The 5,230-nt window shown below is 50.4% G+C and carries 7 protein-coding genes; all 7 read left to right on the forward strand.

Annotated features, from left to right (window positions below; translation table 11 throughout):
• The first annotated feature begins 238 nt into the window (after positions 1-238).
• On the forward strand, positions 239-1,288 hold the full coding sequence (gene hydE / locus Q0418_RS05915; protein WP_298483136.1) for a [FeFe] hydrogenase H-cluster radical SAM maturase HydE: 1,050 nt from the start codon (positions 239-241) through the stop codon (positions 1,286-1,288).
• Between the two features lie 280 nt (positions 1,289-1,568).
• Positions 1,569-2,087, forward strand: a complete 519-nt coding sequence (gene infC, locus Q0418_RS05920) for a translation initiation factor IF-3 (RefSeq protein ID WP_298483145.1) — start codon at positions 1,569-1,571, stop codon at positions 2,085-2,087.
• A gap of 15 nt (positions 2,088-2,102) precedes the next feature.
• Positions 2,103-2,306, forward strand: coding sequence for a 50S ribosomal protein L35 (gene rpmI, locus Q0418_RS05925; protein WP_022410771.1), 204 nt, complete (start codon positions 2,103-2,105; stop codon positions 2,304-2,306).
• 54 nt (positions 2,307-2,360) lie between these two features.
• Positions 2,361-2,714, forward strand: coding sequence for a 50S ribosomal protein L20 (gene rplT / locus Q0418_RS05930; RefSeq protein ID WP_295214196.1), 354 nt, complete (start codon positions 2,361-2,363; stop codon positions 2,712-2,714).
• Positions 2,715-2,803: 89 nt separating this feature from the next.
• Entirely contained in the window at positions 2,804-3,628 is an 825-nt protein-coding gene (locus Q0418_RS05935) for an RNA methyltransferase (RefSeq protein WP_298483138.1), read from the forward strand.
• Position 3,629: 1 nt separating this feature from the next.
• The gene (gene dprA / locus Q0418_RS05940; protein WP_298483140.1) at positions 3,630-4,862 is read left to right on the forward strand and encodes a DNA-processing protein DprA; all 1,233 of its coding nucleotides are present in this window, start codon (positions 3,630-3,632) and stop codon (positions 4,860-4,862) included.
• Between the two features lie 133 nt (positions 4,863-4,995).
• Positions 4,996-5,230: toprim domain-containing protein (locus Q0418_RS05945; protein ID WP_298483142.1), on the forward strand; the 235-nt coding region annotated here is incomplete at its 3' end.

The following is a 5,230-nucleotide window of genomic DNA, read 5'->3' on the forward strand; positions in this document are numbered from 1 at the left end:
TTTATGCTCGTAGAGTACATCTGACGCACAATCTTTGTGCGGTATTGCCCTAAAAAAACGCTCATCCGTCATCTGCGGCGCATCTTTACGCCATCTTCCATTATGGGAAAACTTGAAATACATCGAGTATACCTGCGTTTTTTCGCAAGAGGAATCTGTCGCAGATCTGCACTACATCTGACGGATTCGGGTTTTTGTTTTTTCTTTCACTTTTATTTCTTTGGAAAGGGGAATGGTTATGCACCGCTTTCTTTCACAGCTTGCGACAACTCGTGATCTCCCGGATGATTCTCTCCGGGCACTGCTGGAATCCGATGCGTATGACACGGAACTATTCCGCCAGGCGGACCGGGTGCGGAAGGAATATTACGGCACAGATGTCTACATCCGTGGACTGATCGAATTCACCAACTATTGCAAAAATAACTGTTACTACTGCGGCATACGCCAAGGCAATACCAAAGCGGTACGCTATCGTCTCACCAAGGAAGAGATCCTGTCCTGCTGCAAGGAAGGCTATGAACTGGGATTTCGTACATTTGTACTCCAGGGCGGCGAAGATCCGTATTTTACGGATCGCATTATTTGCCAGATCGTCTCTGCCATTCGGGAGCATTTCCCGGATTGTGCCATTACGCTATCCATAGGAGAACGTTCCCGGGAAAGCTATCTTGCTTATTATCGCGCAGGCGCAAACCGCTATCTGCTTCGCCACGAGACGGCAGATGCGGTGCATTATGGGCTGCTGCACCCGGAAAACATGTCCCTGAATAACCGGAAACGTTGTCTGTTTGACCTGAAAGAGATCGGCTATCAGGTGGGTTCTGGCTTTATGGTAGGGTCACCCTTTCAGACTACGGCACATCTGCTGTCCGACCTGCGCTTTTTGCAGGAATTGCGGCCGGATATGATCGGTATCGGGCCGTATCTTACCCATCAGGATACGCCTTTTGCAGACAAGCCCAACGGTAGCCTGGCATTGACGCTGCGGCTGATCGCTGTGCTGCGGCTGATGTTTCCCTATGCACTGCTCCCGGCAACGACGGCGTTGGGGACCATCCATCCTCAGGGCAGGGAACTAGGTCTGAAAGCCGGCGCAAATGTGGTTATGCCCAATCTCTCTCCAGTCCGGGTGCGGCGGCTGTATTCTCTCTATGATGATAAAATCTGTACCGGAGAGGAATCCGCCCAGTGTCGGCATTGCCTGGAACAGCGTGTGGCGTCTGCCGGGTATGAGATCGTGACGGCGGTGGGTGATGTGAGAAGGGATGCTGCGAGTGTGGAATAAGGAATGGTGATTTCTCTTCAATAATTTTATAAATTGTGTATAAATTGTAAAATCTAAAAGAGGCCATTGACAAGCGCATGAAATCATGGTACAATACGTAAAGTAAACAAAGAAGAGCATTCCAGTTCTCACCGTTTGGCCTGTTGTCGAAACGGTCAATAATTCGTTTTCACTTTCCTGCACTGCGGGTAGAGTGCGGTTTGACGAACGGAGAAGGAGTGTTCACAAAAGTGGACGCTTTTTTTTGTTTTTGAATTAACATGTTTGGAGGTGCTGGCTTATCAGCAAGCAGGAGCTGCAGATCAATGAGGAAATCCGGGACAAGGAAATTCTGGTCATCGACCAGAACGGCGAAAAGCTCGGAACAATGTCTGCAAGAGATGCGCAGAAGATCGCCTACGAAAAAGATTTGGATCTGGTGAAGATCGCACCGACGGCAAAGCCTCCGGTGTGCCGGATCATGGATTACGGCAAGTACTGCTTTGAACAGCAGAAACGGGAAAAAGAGGCACGGAAAAACCAGAAGGTTGTTTCCATTAAGGAAATCCGGATGTTTTCTGCCATCGACACCCACGACTTTGAAACCAAGGTCAATCAGGCGAAAAAGTTTTTACAGGGTGGCGACAAGCTGAAGGTTTCGGTTCGTTTCCGTAAGCGTGCAATTGCTCATCCGCAGATCGGCGAGGAACTTCTGAAGCGCTTCAAAGAGGCGTGTGCAGAGGTTGGCGTTGTTGAAAAGCCGGCAAAAATGGAAGGCCGCAGTATGGTCATGTTCATTTCACCGAAGGCATCGAAGTAAACAGGAGGAATCACCATGGCAAAGATCAAGACTAAGACACATTCCGGTGCGAAAAAGCGTTTTAAGATGACTGCTTCCGGAAAAGTGAAGTATCAGAAGACCAATAAGAGACACAGACTGACTCAGAAGGATACCAAGCGGAAGAGAATCGCTCGTACAGTTGGTATTGCAGACAGCACAAACGCACCGGCACTGAAAAAGCTGATGCCGTATCTGTAAGTTGCACAGTCAGTTAAGTTGGTTGGAATCAGAGAAAAACGGAGGTAAAGAATTATGGCACGTGTTAAGGGTGCAATGATGACTCGTAAGAGAAGAAATAAAACGCTGAAGCTGGCAAAGGGCTACTGGGGCAGCAAGAGCAAGCACTTCAAGATGGCAAAGCAGGCTGTTATGAAGTCCGGCAACTATGCGTACATCGGCAGAAAGCAGAAGAAGAGAGAGTTCAGACAGCTGTGGATCACTCGTATTTCTGCTGCATGCAAAATGAACGGAATCAATTATTCTCAGTTCATGAACGGCTGCAAGAAGGCTGGTATTACACTGAACCGTAAGATGCTTTCTGAAATTGCTATTCATGATGCAGCTGGCTTTACTGCAATCGTAGAACAGGCAAAGGCTGCTCTGTAAGATCGAATGCGAAACACGCTCTGGAACGATACGGGGCGTGTTTTGTTGTATGTTGTAATATTTGGAATCAGATAAACGGGGTTGATTTTGTGGAAGCACTGCTGAAAATATCGGCACATGACAACGGAGCGGTGAAGCTGTACCGGAAGCTGGCACGTTCCAAAAAAGACCGGACACGGGAAGGGCTGTTTGTCCTGGAAGGACTGCGGCTGGTGTCAGATGCGGTGCAGAACGGAGCGGTTCTGACCCACCTTTTCTGGACGGAAGAGGGCTATGCCCGCTGGAATGAGGAATCCCTCCCGGCAGATCTGGGTGAAACACGCTGTGCGCTTCTCTCCGATGCCCTCGGGACGGCTTTGTCCCAGACGGAACATTCCCAGGGTGTGTATGCCATCTGCCGGATGCCGGAACAGCCTGCTCTTTCCGATCTCATTCGACCCGGCGGCAATTATGCAGTTCTGCACCAGTTGCAGGACCCCGGCAATGCAGGTATGATTCTGCGGACAGCTGACGCTCTGGGGCTGGACGGCGTGATCTATAGCGCAAGCTGCGATATTTTCAGCCCCAAGGTCGTTCGTGCAACTATGGGCTCCCTGTTCCGGGTGCCTATTTGCTGCACGGCGGATATCATTCCGGTGCTAGAAACATGTCGGGTTGCTGGTGTGGAAACCTGTGCAGCGGTGGTCAGCGGTACGGCACAACTCGTGGGACAGTGCGTTTTCAAAAAGGGCACGGCTGTGGTGATCGGCAACGAGGGGAACGGTCTGCCGGAATCGGTTTCGGCGGCATGCGACCGGCGGGTAACCATTCCCATGCACGGGACGATCGAGTCTCTGAATGCTGCAATGGCTGCCGGAATTATTTTGTGGGAAGTACAGAAAGCCGGGACGGATATGGGGAAAGAGGTGCGCTGATATGGAAGAAATTCGCTGCCTGCTGTGGCTTGTTATGGTATTTGGCGCAGGAAATCCCCGGATCTGGACGGCACTTCATCGCTATGAAACGCCTCAGCGTACCTGTGAAGTTCTTCGTGCCGGCTCTGACCCGGAGCTGCATTTGCCGGAGCATACGCAGCGCAGGATACGGCAGACCGGAAAGGCGCAGATCGACGAAATGTTGGCACGGTGCCAAAAACTGGAGCTGTCCATTCTCTGGTATGGAGATGATCTCTATCCGGAACAGCTATTTTCTATTGTGAATCCCCCGGTGCTGCTGTTTTATCAGGGGAATCCGGAGCTGCTCCAAAATCACCTGCTGCTGACCATTGTGGGGACACGCAATCCCTCGGAGTACAGCCTGCGAGTGGAAAAGACCATTTGCCATGATCTGGTGCAGCTGGGATTTATTCCGGTGACGGGATATGCAGTGGGAATTGATATTACGGCGAATTTGTGTGCGCTTGAGGAAAACAAACCCAGCATTGCACTCATGGGCTGTGGTCTGGATATTGCTTATCCCTTGCCCCACGCCAATCTGAAATATGAGATCGCCCAGAACGGTCTGATCCTGTCGGAGTTTTTGCCGGGAACTACGCCGGCACCTGCAAACTTCCCTTTGCGAAACCGGGTACTCTCCGGTTTGAGCATGGGTACGCTTGTGGTACAGGCACCGGCGCGAAGCGGTGCGCTCATTACCGCAGAGAATGCCATGGAACAGGGCAGAGATGTTTTTTGTGTGCCACCGGCGGACATATTTGACAAACGGTATATGGGTGTGATAAAATATCTTCGGGACGGTGCTATCCCGGTATTTGACAGCCGGGATATTGTCTATGAGTATTATACCAATCATGCGCATATGATAGCGGCATCGGCACTCTATGATGAGAATCGGGAGAAATCCGAGAGTCTGGTCATGGCATTGGGTGAAAAGACGGCGAAGCAGAAAGCGTCCAAGTCCGAGGAACAGCCGTCGGAATCCCATCCCACAGAGCCGGACCCTGTGATAGACCCCTTGCCGGAAGAGGAGATTCTGGAGGGTTTGCCAGGACAGGTCATGGAACTGCTTCGCCCGCAGACGGTCATGCATGTAGATCAGATTGCAGCAGAACTGGATGCACCGATGGATGTTCTGATGACAACGCTGACAGAGTTGGAACTGTACGGCAAGATCGAACGTCTGCCGGGGAAGCAGTTCCGGGTGCTGTGAGTATCGTCATTAGGTTAAGCGTTGTAAACGTCTCGGTGGGACGTTTACAACAGAAAAAACGCAAGAAACTGATTCTGTCATATTGTAGAAATAAGCGAAAATGCAACAAGAGAAGAGAGAATAGAGAGTAACTATGTCAAATTTAGTCATTGTTGAGTCGCCGGCAAAGGCGAAAACCATTCAAAAATATCTGGGCAAGGATTATGATGTCATTGCCTCTATGGGTCACATCCGTGATTTGCCGAAATCTAAAATGGGCGTAGATGTGGAACATGGATTCCAGCCTCAGTATACGGATATGAAGGGCAAGGAGGACGTGATCAAAAAGCTCAAGGAACACGCCAAAAAGTGTGACCGTGTGTATCTTG

The organism is uncultured Ruminococcus sp., assembly GCF_937915125.1.
Classification (GTDB): domain Bacteria; phylum Bacillota; class Clostridia; order Oscillospirales; family Ruminococcaceae; genus Ruminococcus_C.